A 21,980-nucleotide genomic window follows, 5' to 3' on the forward strand; every position below is an offset into this window, starting at 1 on the left:
TTTTTTGGTAATTACGTCAAGTACCATACAGTATTTTTTTGTTTTTTTCTCAATCAAGTTCCACCAGAAGACGGTTCAAAAAGAGTATCCCCTTTTCGTTGAGGGCATAAAATGTTTCACCGCCGCAGGAAGAATAAACATTTGTCATTCCTTCATCATAAAACCTGCGCCACACCCCGTTTTTTTCACCAAGCCTCAATGAAAGATTTCCGTTCCATGGAGACACACCGGAATACAACCTTTCATATTTCTGCGCGCTCACCCCCTGTCTTGTTCTGAGTCCCATCATAAGAAACTCAAATTCCATTGTTTTTGCATCCAGATTTTCTGTTTCCAAAGGGACATCGTCTTTGACAAGCTGTTCAAAAGACAGACCGTCGCACGAAGAGGCGCTGTATGTTTTCCAGAAGTCAATGTAGGCTTTTACATCTTTTTTGACATTCCATCTGAGCCCCTCAGAACCGCAGTAAACTGTTCCCGAAGCACCGGCTCCGGCTCCTATATAGCTCTGCTGCTGCCAGTATGCGCTGTTGTGACGGCTTTCTTTTCCCGCAAGACAGAAATTTGACACTTCGTACTGTGAAAATCCATGCGAAAAAAGAATATCGCGCCCCAAAAGCCACTGTGAGTCAGCTTCATCTGCATTCCATTCCATTCCATTGTCTATTTTTTTGCAAAGGGGTGTACCTTCTTCTACCGTAAGCGTATACAAAGAAAAGTGCTGCGGTCCATAGGAAAGCATTTTTTTGAGCGAAAGGGCAAATTCTTCACTGTTCTGGGCTGGAAGTCCTGCAATGGCATCCAGACTCAGGTCGTTTTTCCAGCATTTTTTTACGAGTTCAAGTGCCTGCTGTGCCTTCTGTACAGTGCAGTTTCTTCTTACCGAAAGCAGCGCTGCGGAATTAAGGCTCTGTATGCCAAGAGAAAGTCTGTTGACGCCGCAGGAATCGGCAGCAGAAAGCAGTTCTTTATCAAGGGATTCGGGGTTCATTTCGACAGTAACTTCTGCACCGCAGGAAATTCCGCATTTGCATGACTTTTGTATTCCGTCAAACAGGCTGTTCAACTGAACGGGTGACAGAAGGCTTGGTGTTCCACCGCCGATATAAACTGTATTCCACTCCTGTACACCAAAGATCCGGGCATAAGTTTTCACTTCCTTTACAACGCAGTCCACGTAGTCATCGGGAACAGATTTACACAAACCTATGCCCGTGCTGAAAAAGTCGCAGTAGTCGCATTTTGAGGTACAGAAAGGAATGTGCACATAAAGGGAAAATTTTCCCATCAGAAAAGTTTTATTCTGTTAAGCGGAAAAAACTGAAGGACGGCACTTCCCTTGAACATGGAAGATTTTACGGGACCGTAACCCCTTGAGTCTACAGCTTCAATTCTGTTGTCTGCAAGAAGGAAATACTCGTCACTGCCCAGCACGGTTTCTGCCATATCACCAATACAGCCCATTCCGTCCCACTCAACCGGAACAGAATAAATACTTACGTCATAAGGCTTTGAGGCAAGTTCAAATTCTGTCAGAAAAAGATTCTGTCCTGCAGGCTTTACGTAAAGAACATAATCCTTCATGTAAATTGTATCTCCGGGAAGCGCCACAACGCGTCTGAGTGTTTCCTTACCGCTCATTTTGTGCGTATAACCGAACGGAGCATATTTCTGAAGTGTAAAGAAACTTACCGAAGTATTTATGAATCTCTGAAAAAAAGAAAGTCTGCGGCCGTCAGTTCTGGACAGAAGAACAACGCTGCCTCTTTTTGGACTTTTTGCAAGCGGGCACACAAAGACCATTCCGTTTTCTGCAATCCCCTTTTCCATGGAATCTGAGCGTACATAAACCGGAAAAAGCACATAATTCAGGAAAAGCGATATAAAAAGAACAACGGAGGCAACAAGAATAAAACATCTTGTAACGCGCCTGCGTCTTTCACGCCTCATTTCAAAGGAATAGTCATATACATTCTGTTTCATTTATAAACAATAATACCACATACAGCAGGTGCTTTCAATCCCCGCAAAAAACGCGAGCAAAAGAGACAGCTGGCACCAGACGGCGGGCAGCATACAACTGTAGACTTTTGGCCGATGCTTTGATATTATGGAAGATATGGCAGAAAGTCGCAAAATAATAGCACAAAACAGAAAAGCTCACTTTAACTATACAATCGAAGATAAAATTGAATGCGGAATAGCCCTCGAAGGAACAGAAGTAAAATCCGTAAGGGACGGAAACGTTTCGTTCAATGACAGTTTTGCCCTTATAGAAAACGGTGAAGTCTGGGTTCAGAATTTTCACATTGCCGAATATATGTTTTCTTCTGTGTTCAACCATGACCCCGACAGAAAAAAGAAGCTTCTTCTGCATAAAGAAGAGATTAAAAGACTTCAGCGCAAGGTAGAAGAAAAAGGATACACGCTTATTCCGCTTGATTTTTACCTTAAGAACGGGCTTGTAAAACTGACGCTCGGTGTCTGCAAAGGAAAGAAACAGTTTGACAAGCGTGCAGACATAAAGGACCGTGACGTAAAGCGCGAAATTGCAAGGGAATTCCGCTCCAACCTGAACGGATAGGAAAAGCCATTGCACGCAGGAAAAATTCTTCTTGGAATACTGATGCTTCTCTATTCTGCTGCATACGCGGCCACAACCGTAGACTTCTATGCAACAGTTTCATCTTCTGATGATGAAAACATGATAAAAATGACGACAGACCTTTTTTACAGCCAGTTTCTGTCAATAAACGGTTATGCAGTCAACGACAGAAGGGACACTGCCTACCCGCCGCAAACACCTTCGCCCAACATCGCCTTTTATGCAGAAATACAGGAAGACTCAAACGGAAGCTGGATCTGCACGCTGAACGCAATTGACAGTTCCCGGGAAAAATCTGTAAACGCAACAAAAAAATATGCTTCTTACTATAAAATTCTTCTTGACGCAAAGGCTTCACTTGAAAACCTGCTTAAAAATCTGAGTACGGGGGTTTCCGGTACGGCAGAAGAAAGTACCGCGCAGGAACCTGCACAGACTGCTGTACCGTCAGAACCTGACACAGAAAAACAGACAAGCCCTATAGAACAGCTTGCAGGAACATGGAACGGTGAAGACCATATAGAAAAAATACTGATTCTACGCAGCGGAAGAGGATTCGTAATCTTTGAAAACGGTGCGAGCATGAATATTTCTGTAGAAGAAGCAGGCGGTTCAGTAAAGATAACGCAGACTTCAAGGCCGAATGCTTCTTTCTTTCCGGAACTGCCCAGAGCCCTTGCCCTAAAAAATGCAGCCCAATCACAGCCTGTCGAATGGAACCTTACCCTTGCAGAAGACGGTTCACTCAAAGGTTCAAAAACTACTCTGGTAGAGTCCCGCTCTTCTGACACGGGTGTAAGCCGGGGAACTGTCGCCGTAGAATGGAAAAGACGCTGAAATTCAGACTGTAACGGAACCCTGACGCAACACTTCTATTTTTTCACCGTTTATGCGAACAAGTGTAGAAGGAAGGCAGCCTTTTTTGTCACCGTCTTCTACAATAAGATCTGCTTCACTGCCGAATTCATCTTTTATTGCACTGATTGTATCCAGAACAGGACTGCCGCTTCTGTTTACGCTGGTACTGTATACCGGGCAGCCGCACAGCTCAATCACTTTTCTGATCCATTCATCACCGGGACATCTGAAAGCCACGCACGGTGTGTCACAAAACAGCGGCACATCTTTTTTGACAGGTACAATTACCGTAAGCGCGCCGGGCCACTTTGACATGACAGCCTGGGGAATTTTAACATCTGTATAGAGATAAATATCTTTTGGGGAAGCAATAAGTTCAATAAGGGGCTTGCTTTCCGAACGGCCTTTTATCGCGCGTATTCTGTCGTCTGAATAAAACCTTTTTCTTCCAGGAACATCAACTGCGCCACTGAAGCCGTAAACGGTGTCTGTAGGCAAAACTGCAACACCGCCTTTCAAAAGACATTCCGCGGCGAGCTTAACGGACTCACAATCACACTTACTGACAGTCATATACGACAGTTCCTCCCATAGAAGCAGATTTTTTTGCAAAACGGGGTAAAATTATGTAGCCGCGCTGAATGTCGCAGACAACCATAATTGCATAAATAAGAAACATAATTGAAAATCCCGAAACTTTGCAAAGCCATTCCGGAATATAGGTAACAGGAGAATGCCTTATAACCGTTCCCGGGTCAAAAACATGGGTTTCCCTGGCTGCAAGACCTGTAATCTTTACAAGTTTTTCACCTTCAGAAACGTAGCCGAGTTTTCTTGCATAAGCGGCAATAACATCCGCGTCCTTCTGGAGGGCAAGTTTTTCAAGAGTAAGTTCATCAAACGTTTTTTCAATTTCGGCGGTGTGTGCGCTCATAACTCTCTTCTGTTCAAGAAGCTGGTTCATTGCCCAGATACCGTCGCGGCCGCCTATTACAGCCATGGCAACATAAAACATTGTTCCAAGACAGGCGGCAACAAGTAATCGACATCTTCTCATTATGCTTTTTTTTCGGCACAAATTCAAAGTTTCTGAATTTAAAAGGTGGAAAAAAACGCCGCATTATAGTAGAATAGTATTGTTTTGCAAATAGTTTGTTTCTTTTAAGGGAGACTTCTCAAGAAACACGCGGAATATGCCGATAAACAAAACTAGAGAACCGTCAAAAAAACTCTTGCATTCTTTTACAGAGGACGTTTCGCGTACTTTTCTACAATTTTAAGGGGAAAATATGAGCGATATTTCAGAACAGAACAAAAACCTGGCAGACAGCGAGCTTGATGAATACGGCGTTTGGGTAAAAAACCAGCCGCAGACGGCTCCGGAAGAAGAAATTCCTATTTCGGATGATGAAGAAAAACTCGACAGCGCCCTCCCCGACTTTTCGTTTCTGGACAATCTTGACACCAGTGAACCCCCTGTCAAAGCAGAAGACGCACCCGACGGAGAGATTTCACTGGATGAATTCATTACGGACGGTTTCAGCGACGGTTCGGCAGAAGACAAGCCTGCAGAAGAAATTACACAGGCTGCAGAAAGCGAAAAACCGCAGGAAAGTGTACCGGTAGCAGAAAAAAAAGAAGATGAACTTCCCGACGGAGAAATCGATTTGGACAGTTTTATGGGCAGTTCTGACAGTCCGGCAGGTGACTCTTCAAAGGAAAGCCACAGTTCAGGAACACAGGATGTGGATCTTTCTGAATTCGGACTGGACGGAGACATTCCCCTTGACGCATTTATGGATATGCCGTCCGAAAGCGCACCTGAAAAAAATGATACTGTAGAAGATTCAGAACCGCTTGACATAGACCTTTCGTTCAGCGATGAACCTGCTGCACAAACCGAAGAAGACGCACAGGAAGAAACTGTTTTTGATGACTTTGCCGGAACAGAACTTGCCGGACAGACAAAAGATTCCCCCAAAGAAGAAGAAACAGAAGATTTTGACGCTCTGTTTGACAGCATTGTAGACGAAACCCCTGAACAGAAAGAAAGTGTTCCGGTTGTTCCCGAAGCTTCATCTGATTTTTCAGACGACACACAGACCGTTGACCTTTCTGAATTCGGTTTGGATGACGACGATTCCAACCAGAATCCTGTTCTTGGAAATGAAAAAGAAAAAGTTTCGGAAGGCCCCGTTGACTACGTTATGAATGTTGACACAGATGATTCTGACGGAACAGAAAAAGATACACAGAGCGCAGCGGCTTCTGTAGAAACAGATGACGAAGATGATAATGTCATAATAGAAATGGATGAAACTGCAAAACCTGCCGGTGACAAAAAGAATGACGAAGATTTTGGTGCACCTGACAACGATTTTGATATAGATTCAATTTTGAACAGCGTACAGGATGAAGGCGGAAACACAGTTGACCTTTCTTCTGCCGCAGATACTTCTTCAAAAACAGAAGATGCACCCGAAGATAAATTTGCGCTTTCTGCAGAAGAAACGGCTGTAAGCGCAGATGACTTTACCCTTCCTGTAGAAGAGCCTGCTGCCGGTGCAGATGAATTCGCACTTCCAGAACCAGACTCTGATTCAACAGAGAAAGAGCCAGCTGTAAGCAAAGACGAACTGGCAATTCCCGAAGAACCTGCTGTAGTAGAAGATAACTTTACCCTTCCCGAAGAAGAAACTTCTGTTAACGAAGATGAAATTGTTCTCCCGAAAGAAGAAAATTCCGCCGGTGAAGAAGAAAGTGAAGTAACTGAGGAAGAGCCTGTACTTGACGAAGAAGACAATGCATTCAAAATAGACGACTTTGCCCCTGGCGAAAAAGAAAATGCCCTTAAAGATGAAGATACCGCTTCTGGAAACGAATCTGTGGACATTGACGACTTTATGAACGGCGAAGGATTTACCGACGGCGGATTCGGTGTGACAGGACCTTATGACGAAGAAGGAAACCAAATTCACCCTATTCCGACTGATGATGACGAAGAAGATGTTGCGGCTGAAGATTCAGATGAACCACAGCTGGCTGATGCTTCGGTACTGGCAGAAGAGTATGAAATAACCGCAGATGATACGGCTGTTGCTAAAGAAAATGCAGAATCTGCTGTTGAAGAATCTGAAGAAACTCCTGCAGAAGAAAGTGCAGAATCTACAGAAAATACAAAATATTCCGTAGAAGAAAATGATTCTGAAACCCAGGAAACAGTACCGGAAGAAACTTACAGCGTATTTGAAAAGAAAGAAGATGATGTCACGGAGGACAAATTGAATACAATGGAACCGGTAGAAGATATAAGCGGTGCAGCTATTCTCAAGCAGATTTCAGCAGAGCTTGCAAACCTCAGAAACGAAATAAGTTCACTGAAAACAGAATTTGAAGACTTGAAGAAAAATCCCCCGAAGACAGAAGTTGCTGAAGTTGAGCAGCCAGTCGGCACAGAAACTGCTGTTCCCGAAGAAAATGCAGAGCAGGTTGCAGAAGTTTCAGACACGGTCAGTAGCGATGGAGGATTCTTCAGCGAAAGTGATGAGGATGATACAATAGCCCTGAGCGGTGATGAACTGAACAACATTCTTACAAGTGCACAGTTTACCGCAGAAAACATAGAGCCGCAGAATCCGGACCTGGATGAACCGGTGGACTTTGGCGGTAAAGAGCTTGAGGAACCTGTTTTTGACGAAACTGAAACCGAGCAGGAAGAAACAGAAGAAAATATTCCTGACGAAATAAGCGTTCCAAAGGCAGATGATATTCTTGTGGAATCTTCTGCAACAGACATGATGGATGCTCCTGTAAGAACAGATGAAACTGTTACCACAGAACCGCAGGATTTTTCCGCAGAGCCTGAAGAAGTTGAAAGTGCAGAAAAGCCTGAAGTAATTTCAGAAGATATTCCTGAAGCACAGGAAACTGCATATTCATCTGCAGAAGAAACTGTTGAAAAAGAAACTGAACAGCAGCCACAGGAGACAGGTCTGGAGTCGCTTTCAAAGCCGATTGACGTGTTCAAGGAAGACGATGAAGTGCTTGAAAAGGGAATCGGTGAAGAACCTGTAGGCGAAGTATTCTCAAACTGGCAGTCAAAGGACGAAACCCCGGACACCGAAGATATTCCTGAAACAGAAGATGTTGCCGATAAAGAAGAAAATCCTGCACCGGCAGCAGAAGAAAAGAATGATAACTCTTCAGATATTCCGTCAGACATGAAACAGGAAATAAAGTCGGTTCTTTCTTACATGGATCAGCTTCTTGAAAATCTGCCCGAAGAAAAGATTGCAGAGTTTGCACGGTCTGAGCAGTTCGAGACATACAAAAAACTCTTTGCAGAACTTGGACTTTCTTGACGCTGCGGACGGAAGCAAAACATGTTCCGCAAACGGAATACGGCTGCATTCGTTTTACAGTCCCGAAAAAGAGGCTGAACGTTTTGCAGACGGAATTCCGTGTGACTTTAACCCCAAGTATATTCTCATAACAGAACCTGCCCTTTCCTACTGCGCGCCTTTTTTGCGCAGACGGTTTGCACATTCAGTTTTATGCTGCACAAGATTCTGTGCTGACTTTTCACAAACCGACAATCTGTGGGACAAAGTATTTTATTCAGATTCAGCATTGGGAGAAGCACTGTTTTCTTTTATGGGCGATGAAGGAATTGCCTCCTGTCTTTTTGTGTCATGGAAACCTTCTGAAAAAGCTTTTCCAAAACAGTCTGCTCTTGCATGGAACGAAATAAAGGCAGCTGTTCTTAAAAGCCGCAATGTTTTGTGTACAAGAAAACACTTTGCAAAAAGATGGGCAAAAAATGCAGTAAGGCTTTCACTTTTTGCAAAAAATATTTACGGAATAAAAAGCGGAACTTCACCTGTTGTTGTCTGCGCGAGCGGCCCGAGTCTGTTTTCTTCACTGAAAAAAATCCGTGAGTACAGGGATTCTTTTTTTCTTATCGCCGTTTCTTCGGCGCTCTCTCCCCTTGTTAATGCCGGCATTGTTCCCGATTTATGCGTTTCTACCGACGGGGGATTCTGGGCAAAAATGCATCTTACTTTTGCCGAAAAAAAATTCCATGTTCCGCTGGCTGTTCCCGCAGAAGGAGCCTGTCCCGGCGAAGCTGCCGCCAATGAAAAAATAGTTCCGCTTTTTTACGGGGACGGAATTGGTGATGATATTCTTCGTGGTTGCGGAATATGCGGTTTGCGCTCACAAAGAAACGGTACTGTAAGCGGAACTGCCGCCATGCTTGCCCTTTCTATAACAAGCGGAAACGTATTTTTTTGCGGACTGGATCTTGCTCCTTCCAAATCTTTCTGCCATACACAGCCCAACGAACTCGAAAAAACAGATTCCCTTTGTGACGGAAGACTCTGTACACAGGAAACACGGCTTGCACCGGGAGGATTCACTTCGCGCGCGCTGGACATTTACCGTTCATGGTTTTCTGCAGCTGATTTTGGAGGACGCCTTAAAAGACTTTCCAACCACTTTGACTACAAAAATACACTTGGAAAAATACAGGACACAGACTGGGAGTATTTTGCAGAGCGCAAAGGAACAGGAATAAAACCTGAACTTTACAAACAGGACATAAAACCGCTTTATGTTTGCCGCGAAGAAGCTGTAAGGCGGACGATACACGAAAAGATCGGCAATCAGGAATGGATTTCGTGCGCTCTTCCGTCGGAGGCTGTTGTTCTGGAAAGAAGTTCGGGAACTCAGTTTGAAGAAAATGCAAAACAAACAATCCAAAGCGGAATGCAGGATTTTTATGCTTCACTGATAAAATCTGTTCCTGACAGAGGCAGAATATGATTTATTCCGGCATAATAACTTCAAAAAACGGCTCTGAAATTCCCCTTTTTACTGACGGGCTTCCGATGCATTCAAAGTACAATCCGGAGCGTGAAGCTGTTCAGTTTGCAGAAGGTATAACGGCAGGATTTGCGCTTGTTATCGGAATAGGCGGTGCATACCATATAGCAGCCCTTCTTAAAAAAAACACGCGCATTCACATACTGGCAGTTGAGGCAGACAGAGAAAGCCTTTCTTTTTGCAGACAGATTGAGTGCGCCACCAAAACCGAAAAAGACAGCCGGGTTACCTTCACAGATGCTGCAGGAATGCAGAGGGCACTAAGGGAACTTTACAAACCTGCAGTTTACGGAAACCTTTGTGTACTTTTTAACAGGGCATGGGAAAATGAAAACAAGGCGGCGGCTCAGGAAATACGTGAAAATGCAAAGCGCGCCCTTGAAGAAATTTCGGCGGACTATTCTGTTCAGTCACATTTTGGAAAAATCTGGCAGGAAAATATAATACGCAATTCTGCTTTTGTACACAACACAGAACCTTGCGACGCAGACACGTCAAAAACAGCGGCGGTTATTGCAGCGGGACCTTCTTTGGACAATAGTTTTTCAAAACTGCGCGATAACAGAGACAAATATTACATTATTTCTACAGATACTGCATTCAGAGCACTGTGTTCACGCGGAATAAAAAGCGATGCCGTTGTTTCGGTAGATGCGCAGATGGTAACTACAGGCCATTTTATGCCGTCCAGACAGGTGGAAAAGTCAAATTATTTTAAAAACACAAGATTTGTCATGTCACTTTCATCCCCTGATTCAGCAGTACGGCAGATTATGGCAAAAGGCGGAACTGTTGAATTTGTAACTACAGGACACCCGCTTGAAGCCTTGTTTATAGAAGAAAACAAAACTTATATGCCAAAACTCGACTGCGGTGCGGGAACTGTTACCGTAGCAGCATGTGACTTTGCACGTCAGGAAGGCTTTAAAAAAATAGAACTGTTCGGAGCAGATTTTGCGTTCAGTCTGGGGAAACCCTACACGCGCGGAACCTATCTGGACGCAAATCTTACAGGTACGGCAGAAAGGCTTGAATGTGCAGAACAAAAATTTGCTTCCCTTATGTTCAGGACAGAACTTTTGTCTGACAATAAAAAAACAACAACGACCTCACTTAAAAACTATGCACGCTCGCTTTCGGAATGGGCAGAAAAAAATGCCTACTTTTTTATTGAAGAAAATCTGCTGTATTCCGAAAAGCCTGCTGCCGGGCCGCGGAAATTTCTTAAAAAAAATTGCAGCTTTTACGGTGCAAAGGATTTTATAAAAAAAATCCAGAAAGAATTGCAGAAAATCTGTTCCGCCGGGAAGGAAGAATTCAACGGTGACAATAAAAATACCGCTCCTTTTCTGCCGCTGGTTGCCTGGATCAAAAAAAATACGCCTGAAGGAAACAATATGGACGTTTTGGACTGCATGAAACTTGCATACAAGATGTCTCTGCGTTATAATTGTATACTATGAAAGCAAAAAGAAACTATTTTACAGTCACCGTCTGTACGGTATATATCGCTGCGGTTCTGGCCTTTGCAGCTTCACTTATTTTTGAATATTCAGGCGGAACAAAGCGCACGCAGGAAAGATTTACTTCCCTTACAAAAGATTTGAGCCGCAACCTTAAGGAAAACGACATCGGTTCGGCTGAATTTAGCAGGGCAATTCTTGAAAGTCTTGGGAATGTTTCTGACATTGCTGCAATTCAGGTAAGTTCTGATGGTAAACTTTTGTTTTCTTATCCTGTAAGCATTGATGAAAATAAAACGGCTTCTTCACCGCTTATAAAACAGCTTTCAACTTTGGTAAAAGGCGGAGAAAATTCGGCAGTTCTTACGGCAGCCCTCTATACATTAAAACCCTCTTCTATTTATTACAAAGGCCGAGTGGCTTTTCTTGTAATTCTTGCTGCAACACTGGCCGCTGCCCTAAACTTGATTATTGTTTCCAAAAAAGATCCGGACACAGACGGACAGGAAGATACAGATGCAGAAAATGACGGCGCAGAAGATTATTTTTTTGAAGAAGAAATGCCCGATTATGAAGATGTAGCCCGTAAGGGAACAGATGCAGAAGAAGATGCTACTGTTTCTGGAAATGACGCAGAAGAAGAAGCGGCTGTTAGCGAAAGGACGGATGCAGAAGAGTCGGCTGTTACCCGAAATGACGTTGCAGAGGTTGCTGCAGTTGCTGAAGTGACGGCTGCAGAAGATACCGCTATTAGCGAAGTGACGGCCGAAAACAATGCTGTTGCGGAAGAGAATTCTTACGGAACAGAAATTGATTCTGACAAAACACTGGACTTTGAAGACCAGACAGACATTGAAGAAACAATACCTTCTGTACAGGAAAAAGAGCCTGTTTTGGAAAACGGCCAAAATGCCAGCGAAGAAGAAGGTGCTGCTGCCGAAGATGCAAGTTTTGCAGAAGAAATTCATGAAGAGCCTTCCCTTGCAGAAAACAATGTAGCACCGGTCGGACTCTTTGATGAAAAGACTGGTTTCGGCTGGGAACAGTACATGCCTACAAGACTGGACAGTGAACTGATACGCGCTGCTTCAAGCGAACAGGATCTGGCCCTTTTTACAGTTAGAATTCCCGGCATAGACTGGACAACACCTGAAGGAAAAGAAACGGCTTCCATTATAAAAGACTGGGTTAAATTCAATGATTTGGTATTTGACTATGGAAGCGACGGATTTACTGCAATTTTCCAGAACCAGAATACAGATGCAGCACTTGCAGAAGCAGAAAAAACGCATACAGAAATTGTTTCTGTCCTTAAAAGAGCAAACAGCAGCGCAGAGACACCTTTTGTAGGAATTTCTACGCGTTCATTAAGGCTCATATCGGGCAAACGTTTGTTCAATGAATCAGAGCAGGCACTGTTCCATGCAATGGAAGACAAGGACTCTCCTATTGTAGCATTCAGGGTAAATCCCGACAAATACAGAAGTTACCTTGCAGGCGAAGCTTCGAAACTTAAGGAACGAACTCAGGATTCAGGCGAATCTGTAGTAACGCTAGACTGAGAATTTTCGTCGGTCTTTTCTTCAGATTTTGGGGCCGACAGTTCCTGAAGTTTTTTTTCTATTCCGGAAATATCAGCATCATCGGGAAACTTTTCTTTAAGTACGGCCAGTTGTACATTTGCTTCGTCAAACATACCGCGAGCGCACAGTACAGAAATGTAGTTTTTAAGTATAGACACATCGGTTGAATTCTCTGAAACCAGAGTGGAATAAAGCTGTGAAGATGCTTCCAAGTCACCGCGCATGGCCATTATATATGCAAGGGAAATTTTTATATTTGTGTTGGAAGGATCCTTTTTAAGAATTTTTTCAAATCCTGCCTGTGCATTATCCCAGTCTTTTAAAAGTGCATAACAGCGTGCAATCTTGTATTCAGAAGAAGCCCGCATTTTTTTATTTTTTTTTGCAAGATTGTAGTAGTCTATTGCTTTTTTATAATTTTTAAGTTCTTCGTATGAAGACGCAATCGAATAATATTCAACAGAAATATTGGATTCGACAGCATTCTTTTCCCCCGGAACAGGTAAATGTGCCGTACCCGAACAGGAGAAAAAGAGAAAAACTAAACTTAAATAACAGAAAGTGCTTTTTTTCATCCAAGAACAGTCTGCTCTATTTTGCGGAGCTGTGAACGGTAAAGGCCTGCAATTCCGGAACCGTAGTCTGCAATAAGCTGGATAATATTTCTTGGAGTTTCATGATTGTCGCATCCGTTCAGTCTGTCACCAGCATCACCGAGTCCCGGCATAATGTATGCTTTTTCGTTAAGGACAGGATCCATCCAGAGTGTATAGCAGGTACAGTTTTCAAGAGCGCGTGTAACACGAAGACTTCCCTTAAGAGCCGAAATTACGTTAAAGAACTTGATGCTTTTTGGCTTGATTCCCTGGGACTGAAGGTATTTTACAACAGTAACAAGCGAGCCTCCGGTTGCGTTCATCGGATCGGCAAAAATAAGGTCTTTTCCGTCAAGATCTTCAAGGTTAAAGAAAGAATTTTTAAGATTAAGGATATACTGCATGTTGTTTTCCATGCGGCTGTCATCGCGGTTAATCTTAAAAAGAGCAAACGGTGTAACGTATCCTGAAGAAGAATATTCCTGAATCTCTTTTGACATAATCATGCTGGGAAGAAGTGCACCACGGAGCATTACGCACATAACTGTGTTTTCAATTTTGTCGTCAATGTCCGGAATTTTATGGACTGCATAATTCTGAACAGGGCTGGAAACAGGAGTCTTTACAAAGATATGATTTTTTTTGTCATAATGTTCGTCTGTATATGCGAGGCGGAACAGCATTTCGTATGCACGCTGGCTGTAGTAAAGAAACTCTTCATGTTCAGTCTTTACATCACGGAGCTTTGAAATAACACGGCTGGCTTCGGCATGGGCACCCTCTTCTGTTACGAAAGAATAAACCTTGATGTTGGGATGCTTTGCGCATATTTCCTGCATTTTGTGTCCCATAGAGTCAAAACTGGAAACGATTGCATCTTTGTTTACAGGATTAAAATGAGAAAGCGTATCTTTGTACATAAGTTCAAGACTTTTCAAGTCATTCTGGTCATCGGCCGTAAGATAACCGTCCAAATCTTCTGCCTTAAGGATTATTTTTTCATCACTCATAATTTAACCTCATTCTTTGATTATTTTGTCGCCGACAACTTTAAAATGCTTTCCGGTAACTGGATCCCTCATAAACAAATCTTCAATCTGCTTTTGGGTTATCTCTACATCAGAAATTTCTATTGTAAAGTCATCAGTCTGTGTTATTTTTGCGCCCATCATTCCAAATGAAAGCGAAAGAACAGAACGGAAAGCCGCTGCAGCCCTTTTGTCCAGAAGATGAATTCTGAACATCATGGAATATAGTCCGGAATAAGAGTCAGGATTCTTTTTTGACGGAATATATGAAAGGCTTCCGTAAATTGCATCTGTTCCGATAGAAACACTCTGCCCTATAAGATTTCTAAGATACTGGCCGGGACGTGTTATATAGAAAAGAATATCTGAACTTTGCTGTGATACCCAAGAACTGTAGCTTGTAGCAGAAAGATCTGCATAATCTGAATATTCTGCATACCGGTTAAGAAGCGGTTCAACCTTTGCCGCAGAAACAAAAACAGAAGGAGACGGAAAAGAAACGCTCAACTCGCCTGCAGAAGGATCATATACAGTAAATGAACCGTTTTTTTCTACTGCGTCAGTTGTTTTTGCATTGTACGTACGTTTGCTCCAGCCGTGCTTTTTGGAAAAAACAGTTCCAACGGCAACCTGCGGAATTGAGGCAGAAGAAGCAACCTGTATTCTTGAGCGGTCTTCTACTGTTCCGATTCCAGCGTAAAGTTCGCTGACCCTTTGGGCAAAAGAGCGCGCATCTTTTTTTGAAACGCCGTCAAAAGCCGAAGAAAGAACAGCGGAAGTTAAGTCCACATGTGACGAAACCGGAATGCGTACATATATACTTGAGTCCTGTTCCAAAAGGGCAAGTACATTTACCTGCTCTTCTACTGCAGGAGACGTTGTTTTACAAGAGGCCAGGATAAATATCAATGCAGCCAGTAAAAGCGCGCTTCTTTTTCTCATTATGCCTTCTTTACAAGAACCTTCCACTTGGATTCATCTGCATCTACGACTGTACCGCCTGCAATGTCTGAATTCCATTCAATTGAAGACGCAAGTGTCTCGCCTGAAATAAAATCTTTGAACATGTCAAAGGCGTTTTTAAGCGAAGCGTCTCCGCCTACAGTAAGAATAATTCTGTCTGTTACAGAGAAGCCGCTTTCCTTTCTGAGATTCTGTACACCGCGGACAAGGTCACGGGCAAAACCTTCATTTTTGAGGTCATCGGTTATCTTTGTTTCAAGACCAACAGTAAGAGTTCCGTCGTTGACAATCTTGAGATCCTCTTTTTCTATTCTGTCTACAAGAACATTTTCTGAATCAAGAACAACGTCTTCACCGTCAACTTTGATTGTTACAGTCTTGCCGTCAAGAATCTGTTCAATCATTTCTGTAGAAATCTTTACAATCTCTGCAGCGGCGGCTTTCATCTTTGGTCCGAGCTGTTTTCCCAGTACGCGGAAGTTTGCCTTTGCCTTGTATTCAACAAGTTCGTCTTCACGCTCATGGAATACAACTTCCTTAACGTTAAGTTCTTCGACGATTGTGTCCTTCATGTCGGAAAGCACTTTCTTTTCGTCGGCATTTCTTGTAACAAGGGCAACACTTGCAAGCGGCTGGCGGTTCTTTATGTTGAACTGGTTGCGCAGGCTGCGTCCCATTGATACGGCTTTCTGAACTGTCGCCATCTGGAACTCAAGCGTTTCGTCACGGAAGCGGCTGTTGTAAACAGGATAATCCATGAGATGAACGGACTCTTTATCATCTGAAGTTTTGAGATTCTGCCACATTTCTTCTGAAAGGAACGGAATAAACGGAGCTGCAACAAGTGTAAATGTCTTGAGGGCAGAATAAAGTGCTCCGTAAGCTTCGAGTTTGTCACTGTCATTGCCTGACTTCCAGAAACGGCGGCGGTTGCGCCTGATGTACCAGTTGTTGATCTGGTCAATAAACGAAAGCATCGGGTCAATTGCAGAACTGAGGTCGTAGTCATCGAGAGCCGCTGTAACGTCAGAAACCATCTTCTGGGCAACAGAAAGCAGCCAGCGGTCAAGCGGATTTGCAGGAAGTTTCTCGTCAAATTCATGGCCTGTGCATTCAACGCCGTCAATGTTGGCATACTGCACAAAGAAACTGTAGCTGTTCCAGAGAGGAAGAATTATGCTTTTTATAACATCGCGTACACCTTCGTCTGAATAGCGGATTTCATCTGCCTTTACAACTGCTGAATGCATGAGGAAAAGACGGATAGCATCTGCACCGAACTTGCCGATTGCTTCGTTGGGATCGGTAAAGTTGCGCAGGCTCTTTGACATCTTGCGGCCGTCACTGGCAAGAACAATACCGTTAACGATACAGTTCTTAAAGGCGGGCTTATCAAAAAGATTTGATGCAAGAACCGTGAGTGTATAGAACCAGCCGCGTGTCTGGTCAAGTCCTTCGCTTATAAAGTCTGCCGGGAAGTGCTTTTCGAAATATTCTTTGTTTTCGAAAGGATAATGCTGCTGTGCATAAGGCATAGAGCCTGACTCAAACCAGCAGTCAAAAACTTCTGGAATACGGTGCATTGTTCCGCCGCACTTTTTGCAGGGAATAGTTACTTTGTCTGCAAACTGCTTGTGAAGGTCGTCCAGATAGACACCGCTCAAATCCTTGAGTTCCTGTCTTGAACCTACACACAAAGTGTCACCGCAGTCAGAACACTTCCAAATTGGAATAGGGTTTCCCCAGTAGCGGTTGCGGCTTATTGCCCAGTCACGTGCGCCGGCAAGCCATTTACCAAAACGACCTTCCTTTATATGGGCCGGCTGCCACTTGATCTGTGAATTGGCGCGCAGAAGACGCTCGTGCTCATCTGCAACCTTAACGAACCAGGATCCGATTCCGCGGTAGATAAGAGGGGAACCGCATCTCCAGCAGTGCGGGTACTGGTGAAGTACAGTGTCACGCTTTACGAGTTTGCCCTCTTTCTTGAGGCGGTCCATTATTTCTTTATCGCAGTCCTTTACAAAACGGCCGACATAGTCAGACACTTCTTTTGTAAACTTGCATTCTGCGTCCATGGGTTCAACTGCAGGAACACCGCTTCCTTTGAATACCTTGCTGTCATCTTCACCAAAGGCCGGTGCTATGTGAACAATACCGGTTCCGTCTTCTGTAGAAACATAAGCGGCATTGAACATTCTGAATGCACCCTTTTCGCACTTCTGTCCTGAAATTTTTGTACATTCTGCAGGGTCTGAAAGATTTGCAAAGTAAGGGAAAAGCGGCTCGTAGCAGATTCCCACAAAGTCACATCCCTTGCGGCGGTAGATAACTGTATAGGAATCTTCGCTCTTATAATAGGAAGAAAGTCTTGATTCCGCGAGAATATAGAAATCACCGCTGTCTTTGTCCTGGATTTTTACATAATCGATATCAGGACCCATACAAAGACCAAGGTTTGACGGAAGAGTCCACGGTGTTGTAGTCCATGCCAAGAAGTAACAGTTACCTGCGGCAAGCGATTTGTCTTCAAAAGTGTCAGGAACCGAAGTGATTTTAAATCTTATTGTAATGGCCGGATCCTGCTTTTCTTTGTATCCCTGTGCAAGTTCGTGAGTGGAAAGAACAGTGGCACATCTGGGGCAGTACGGAAGAATATACTTTCCTTCGTAAATCATTCCCTTGTCCCACAAAGATTTGGCTACCCACCAGATTGATTCCATAAAGTCGGGGTTCATTGTCTTGTAGTCATTGTCAAAGTCTACCCAGCGGCCCATGCGTGTTATTGTCTTGCGCCATTCCGAAGTGTATTTCAAAACTGAAGCGCGGCATTTGTCGTTGAAATTTGCAACTCCATAAGCTTCAATTTCGTGCTTGGAGTTAATGCCCAGTTCCTTTTCTATAAGGTTTTCTACCGGAAGACCGTGGCAGTCCCAGCCGAAACGGCGCGAAACGTACTTACCCTTCATTGTCTGGTAGCGCGGAATTATGTCTTTAATTGTAGACGGAATAAAATGTCCGAAGTGCGGGAGGCCTGTAGCAAAAGGAGGACCATCATAAAATACGAATTCGTCAGCTCCTTCACGCTGGGAAAGTGACTTTTTGAAAACATCATTTTTTTCCCAAAACTTTAAAACTTCCTCTTCCTGACGGGGAAAATCTGCCTTTGGATCTACGCTCTTATACATAAAATTATTCCTTATTACAGTGATTAATCGCAAAATTATAGCACAACTAAATAAAATAATCTATAGAAGATGTTTTTTGAATTTTTATAATAAAATATTTGCTATTTATAAAACATTTTATTATATTAATTATAATGAAACATATTTTGATACTTTTAGCAATACCCTTTCTTTGGATTCAGAGTGTTTTTGCGCAGAATCTCAAAGGAATTGAATTCCGCGAGCAGAAAATTACTGACATTCTGACAGTTCTTGCCGAAGAAACAGGAATTTCTGTAATCACGGACGACACTGTAGACGGAACAGCCTCATTTTTCTTTTCAAAAACAAGTGCGGCTGATGCTTTGCAGAATTTTCTTGGTGCAAACGGGCTTTATTCTACAGAAAGCGGCGGTGTTCTGAAGATTTCGCGTATAAAGTGCGAGGCAGGCACCATAAGTGGCACTTTTTCACTCAGCGCTGATGATGTTCCGCCTGAAAAAATTCTTAAAGCGCTTGCAAAAAAGGCTAAGGTTACGATACTGACAGATACACTTCCTGGAACAAAAATTTCTATTGATGCAAAAAACATGAGTGTTGAACAACTGATTGATGTTTGCATAAAAAAATTTGATGATTACACCGCAGTTAATGAAGAAAACTGTCATTATGTAAAAAAAATTACGACAGCCGACAAAAAGACTGCGGTTTTGGAAAAGAAAAAGCAGCCCTGCATAAAACGCGACGGTGAACTTTACTGCGCAGATACGGAATATGCCCTTCTTTCGGAAATTCTTAAGGAACTGATGGACTGTGCACAGAAAGAATATTCGTGTTTTTTTTCGGAAGATGCGCAGATTACAAACCTGCACTTTGCAGACAAAGATTTTGAAACAATGCTTTCACTTATTCTGGAACGCGCAAAAGCAGACTTTGCTGTTTCTGACGGAATTTACTATATAATTGATTCTTCGCGAAAAGGAATAAGAACCAGGGTTCAGTCAGCACAGATATTTACGCCGGTGTGGATTTCTGCGCAGGATATTCCGTCCTTTATCAGATCTGATTCTGACGGGGCCGGAATCATTGTCTCGAAGACGGGGAATTCTGTTCTGCTTACGGGAACGAAGAGCGAAATTGAATGTACAAAACGGTTTATAGAAAGCGTGGACAAACCGTCTGAAAACATGTATTTTGAGCGACTTGAACTAAAGCACCTTAAGGCAAGGGACGCGGTTGCGCTTATTCCGCAGAAATTCCTTGTAACACAACCTGTGAATATTCCCGGAACAAATGCACTTCTTCTTTCGGGTAGCCGCGAAAGCATAAAAAGAACTGCCGATTTTTTAAAGACAGCGGATGTTGCACTCACAAGTGAAGCAGTCACGCTCAAGTACATTCAGTCTGCGGAACTTTTGGAAAACCTGCCGCCTTCTGTGCAAAAAGAGGATATAAGGGATTCAGGTTTTCCGAACACGGTATTTTTTACAGGAAGCCTGGAAAGCCGTGAGATTTTTCTGAAGGAACTGGAACACATTGACCGCCCCAAACCGCAGATTCGCTACCAGATTCTTGTTGTTCAGTACAGTAAAAACAAGTCGGGCTCTTACAGACCTGATATGTCGGTTTCATACGAAAAGCCTCAACAGAATTCTGTCCAAAGTACAGCAGAAAGCTTTATCTTTGCGGGCGATTTATCAAATATCATGGCGCTGAGTTTTGATGTAATTTCAAAGTTCGGCTACCAGTTTGCGGCTTCACTGAATGCACAGATTGGCAACAGCACTGCAAATATTTTTACAGACACGACACTCACGGGCATTTCGGGACAGGAAGTAAGGTTTCAGAATACCGACACTTACCGCTACATGGAATACGAATACGACAAATCTACTGAAACTGCAACGGCCGGAACAACGCAGCATATTACTTCGGGACTGATAGTAGGGCTTAACGGCTGGGTTTCGGGCGACAACATGATTACCATAAATGTAAATGCAACTGTTTCAAAGCAGAATACTGACTCGTCTTCAGGAAGTTCTTCGCTCACAGCCCTTCCTTCGACTTCTGAACGGGTTGTAAACACACAGGTGCGCACGCCTTCCGGGGAGCCGGTCATAATAAGCGGCCTGATAAAAGACGATACGGTAAAAACAGAAAACAAAACTTCCCTGCTTTCGGCTGTTCCGCTTTTGGGAAAACTGTTTACGCAAAAGGCAGAATCCAGGGAAAAAACCGAAATTGTAATCTACATTGTTCCGCATCTTATACACGATTACAAAGACACTTGTGTTGAAGAAAGGATAAAGCGTTACTACAAAAATGCGGCGGAAAAAATCCATGCTTGAAAAATACACAAATATTCCGTCTGGAAGCGAACAGTACTCGCCGGAATTTATAGAAGAAAACGGTGTACTTCTGCTTGAAAAAAAAGATAAATATACACGAATAGCTGTTTCTGAAAAAACAACGGAAAAAATCAGAAATACACTGCTTTTATTCCACCGGGGAAAAACATATTTTGTCTTTGTACAGTCAGAAGAAATTTCTTCATGGCTGGCACGTGAACTGGGCAAGGAAAGAGACAAACCTTTGTTGAAGGAAAGCGGAAAAAATGCAACTCTTATAGACAAAGTGGCAAACGATGCACCGGCAGTAAACTTTGTAAATGCTGTATGCATGGACGGAATACGCGGTGGGGCCTCTGACATTCACATAGAATCGGGAATAGAATACGCGAGGGTTCGTTACAGGATAGACGGTGTTTTGAAAACAGTTGCGGAAATAGAAAGCGGGCGTTTTGAAAGTATAAGTTCCAGAATAAAAATTATGGCGAACCTTAATATACTTGAAAAAAGACAGCCCCAGGATGGACGCATTACCGTAGCACTCGGCAATGAAAAAGCAGACCTAAGGGTTTCAATAATTCCTGTTTCCTGCGGAGAATCAATTGTTCTGCGTATTTTGGGAAAATCATCGTCACTTCTGAAACTGAATGATCTTGGATTTTCAAAAGAACAGCTTTGCGACATTTATTCGATGATGAAAATTCCGCACGGTCTTATTCTTGTAACAGGACCTACAGGAAGCGGAAAAACCACAACCCTTAATGCAATGATGAGAGAAATGTCTGATGAAAAAATCAAGATAGTTTCCATCGAAGATCCGGTTGAATTTGTTGTAGACGGTGTAAACCAGATTCAGATTAACGAACAGATTGGTCTTGGTTTTGACTCGATTTTACGGAGGGTACTCAGACAGGATCCGAATGTAATTATGGTCGGAGAAATTCGCGACAGGGCTACAGCAGAACTTTCGGTACGTGCCGCCCTTACAGGACATCTTGTTCTTTCGACGATTCATACAAATGATGCAGCCGGTTCCATAACACGACTCAGAGATATGGGAATAGAACCTTTTCTTATTGCATCAGTTCTTAAGGGAACAATTGCCCAGCGTCTTGTAAGAAAATATTCGGCAGAAAAAGAAAAGTTTGAAGGCCGCATAATCATATCGGAAACATTCAGAACAGATGATAAACTTTCAGAAATAATTTCAACAGACTGCAGGGAAAAAGCAATCAGGGATTATCTTGCAGAAACAGGAATGTGTTTTTTGAAAGATGATGCGCTCAAAAAAATTTCACTAGGTCTTACGACACGGGCCGAAGCTGAAAGGGAAATTATTTTTTAGTTTACGGACGAACACAACTCTGTCCGGGGAGGCAATTATCAGCAACTACAAATGCACTGTAAGTGATATTTCAGGAAAAATCCTTACAATATATAGAAATGCAGAGTCGAAAAATGAAGTAGAAAATTTTATTTTTTCACA

The 21,980-nt window shown here is 43.1% G+C and carries 16 protein-coding genes; 8 read left to right on the forward strand and 8 right to left on the reverse strand.

The features are described from left to right. Positions 1-49: 49 nt before the first annotated feature. Both hemW and lepB read right to left on the reverse strand, forming a co-directional pair. Positions 50-1,288: a radical SAM family heme chaperone HemW gene (gene hemW / locus IWA51_RS07550; RefSeq protein WP_198441979.1), complete on the reverse strand. Its 1,239-nt coding sequence runs from the start codon at positions 1,286-1,288 to the stop codon at positions 50-52. After that, positions 1,288-1,983 (reverse strand): signal peptidase I, encoded by a 696-nt coding sequence (gene lepB, locus IWA51_RS07555; RefSeq protein WP_198441980.1) that lies wholly within the window; start codon positions 1,981-1,983, stop codon positions 1,288-1,290. Before lepB ends, hemW begins: the two co-directional genes overlap by 1 nt. A gap of 136 nt (positions 1,984-2,119) precedes the next feature. On the opposite strand from lepB, the gene smpB reads away from it, so the two are divergent. Next, positions 2,120-2,584 carry an SsrA-binding protein SmpB gene (gene smpB / locus IWA51_RS07560; protein WP_198441981.1) on the forward strand — a complete coding sequence of 155 codons (465 nt, stop codon included), beginning with the start codon at positions 2,120-2,122 and terminating at the stop codon, positions 2,582-2,584. Between the two features lie 9 nt (positions 2,585-2,593). Next, the gene (locus IWA51_RS07565) at positions 2,594-3,442 is read left to right on the forward strand and encodes a TP0183 family DNA metabolism protein (RefSeq protein ID WP_198441982.1); all 849 of its coding nucleotides are present in this window, start codon (positions 2,594-2,596) and stop codon (positions 3,440-3,442) included. Between the two features lie 3 nt (positions 3,443-3,445). On the opposite strand, the gene IWA51_RS07570 is transcribed toward IWA51_RS07565, so the two are convergent. Next, positions 3,446-4,036 (reverse strand): L-threonylcarbamoyladenylate synthase, encoded by a 591-nt coding sequence (locus IWA51_RS07570; RefSeq protein WP_198441983.1) that lies wholly within the window; start codon positions 4,034-4,036, stop codon positions 3,446-3,448. Then, complete coding sequence (locus IWA51_RS07575) at positions 4,023-4,520, reverse strand: FtsB family cell division protein (protein WP_177528858.1); 498 nt, start codon at positions 4,518-4,520, stop codon at positions 4,023-4,025. Before IWA51_RS07575 ends, IWA51_RS07570 begins: the two co-directional genes overlap by 14 nt. 232 nt (positions 4,521-4,752) lie before the next feature. Here IWA51_RS07575 and IWA51_RS07580 point away from each other — a divergent pair, with 232 nt between their 5' ends. The 4 genes from IWA51_RS07580 to IWA51_RS07595 are packed head-to-tail and all read left to right on the forward strand — an operon-like array spanning position 4,753 to position 12,371. Then, entirely contained in the window at positions 4,753-7,824 is a 3,072-nt protein-coding gene (locus tag IWA51_RS07580; protein WP_198441984.1) for a midas domain-containing protein, read from the forward strand. After that, positions 7,802-9,286, forward strand: a complete 1,485-nt coding sequence (locus IWA51_RS07585; protein ID WP_198441985.1) for a 6-hydroxymethylpterin diphosphokinase MptE-like protein — start codon at positions 7,802-7,804, stop codon at positions 9,284-9,286. The genes IWA51_RS07580 and IWA51_RS07585 overlap by 23 nt, the downstream gene beginning before the upstream one ends. Then, a complete protein-coding gene (locus tag IWA51_RS07590) occupies positions 9,283-10,809 on the forward strand; it encodes a 6-hydroxymethylpterin diphosphokinase MptE-like protein (RefSeq protein ID WP_198441986.1) in 1,527 nt (508 codons plus the stop codon). The genes IWA51_RS07585 and IWA51_RS07590 overlap by 4 nt, the downstream gene beginning before the upstream one ends. Next, positions 10,806-12,371, forward strand: a complete 1,566-nt coding sequence (locus IWA51_RS07595) for a nucleotidyl cyclase domain-containing protein (protein ID WP_198441987.1) — start codon at positions 10,806-10,808, stop codon at positions 12,369-12,371. The genes IWA51_RS07590 and IWA51_RS07595 overlap by 4 nt, the downstream gene beginning before the upstream one ends. Here the strand turns inward: IWA51_RS07595 and IWA51_RS07600 are convergent. The 4 genes from IWA51_RS07600 to ileS are packed head-to-tail and all read right to left on the reverse strand — an operon-like array spanning position 12,335 to position 18,167. Beyond that, positions 12,335-12,967 carry a tetratricopeptide repeat protein gene (locus IWA51_RS07600; RefSeq protein WP_198441988.1) on the reverse strand — a complete coding sequence of 211 codons (633 nt, stop codon included), beginning with the start codon at positions 12,965-12,967 and terminating at the stop codon, positions 12,335-12,337. The genes IWA51_RS07595 and IWA51_RS07600 overlap by 37 nt on opposite strands. Then, a complete protein-coding gene (locus IWA51_RS07605) occupies positions 12,964-13,998 on the reverse strand; it encodes a uracil phosphoribosyltransferase (RefSeq protein ID WP_177528864.1) in 1,035 nt (344 codons plus the stop codon). Before IWA51_RS07605 ends, IWA51_RS07600 begins: the two co-directional genes overlap by 4 nt. Positions 13,999-14,007: 9 nt before the next feature. Next, positions 14,008-14,958, reverse strand: coding sequence for a hypothetical protein (locus tag IWA51_RS07610; RefSeq protein WP_198441989.1), 951 nt, complete (start codon positions 14,956-14,958; stop codon positions 14,008-14,010). After that, positions 14,958-18,167: an isoleucine--tRNA ligase gene (gene ileS / locus IWA51_RS07615; RefSeq protein WP_198441990.1), complete on the reverse strand. Its 3,210-nt coding sequence runs from the start codon at positions 18,165-18,167 to the stop codon at positions 14,958-14,960. The genes IWA51_RS07610 and ileS overlap by 1 nt, the downstream gene beginning before the upstream one ends. Before the next feature lie 134 nt (positions 18,168-18,301). Here ileS and IWA51_RS07620 point away from each other — a divergent pair, with 134 nt between their 5' ends. Then, on the forward strand, positions 18,302-20,494 hold the full coding sequence (locus IWA51_RS07620) for a hypothetical protein (protein WP_198441991.1): 2,193 nt from the start codon (positions 18,302-18,304) through the stop codon (positions 20,492-20,494). Beyond that, a complete protein-coding gene (locus tag IWA51_RS07625) occupies positions 20,487-21,839 on the forward strand; it encodes a GspE/PulE family protein (RefSeq protein ID WP_230402625.1) in 1,353 nt (450 codons plus the stop codon). The genes IWA51_RS07620 and IWA51_RS07625 overlap by 8 nt, the downstream gene beginning before the upstream one ends. Positions 21,840-21,980: the final 141 nt, after the last annotated feature.

Source organism: Treponema peruense (assembly GCF_016117655.1).
Taxonomy (GTDB): domain Bacteria; phylum Spirochaetota; class Spirochaetia; order Treponematales; family Treponemataceae; genus Treponema_D; species Treponema_D peruense.